This window comes from Salinivibrio costicola subsp. alcaliphilus, assembly GCF_001996185.1.
Taxonomy (GTDB): domain Bacteria; phylum Pseudomonadota; class Gammaproteobacteria; order Enterobacterales; family Vibrionaceae; genus Salinivibrio; species Salinivibrio costicola.
Genome location: NZ_MUFR01000139.1, coordinates 1 through 456, shown reverse-complemented (window position 1 = coordinate 456; position 456 = coordinate 1). Strand labels below are relative to the sequence as shown.

Annotated in this window: 1 protein-coding gene; it reads right to left on the bottom strand. The window is 61.0% G+C overall.

Translation table 11 applies throughout. From position 1 onward, the window contains the following. The coding region (locus BZJ21_RS15565) for a VCBS domain-containing protein (protein ID WP_201258685.1) at window positions 1-456 on the bottom strand (456 nt) is incomplete at both ends.

Below are 456 nucleotides of genomic sequence, written 5' to 3'. Positions count from 1 at the left end.
GTGTAAGAGCCGCTGGTGACAACGTTCAGAACCGGCGTGTCATTAGCACCGTTGAGGGTGATGGTGATCGTCTGGGCGGTGCTGTCGGCGACGCCATCGGTGGCGTTGACGTCAAAGGTGGCCGTTGCCGTCGTCTTGAGCGCCTCGATGGCGGAGTCGTTGGCGACGAACTTATAAGCACCGGAGGTGGCGTTCAGATAGAAGGTGCCGTAGGTGCTGCTCTTCTCGACGGTGAAGCCGACCTCGCTGGACGCGCTGCTGCCGTCGAGCTCGAAGGAGACGGTGTCAGCCGAATCACGATCGGAACCGCTGAGGGTGCCTGTGATGTCAGAGAAGGTGTCGTTTGCAGCGGTGTCGGTGTAAGAGCCGCTGGTGACAACGTTCAGAACCGGCGTGTCATTAGCACCGTTGAGGGTGATGGTGATCGTCTGGGCGGTGCTGTCGGCGACGCCATCG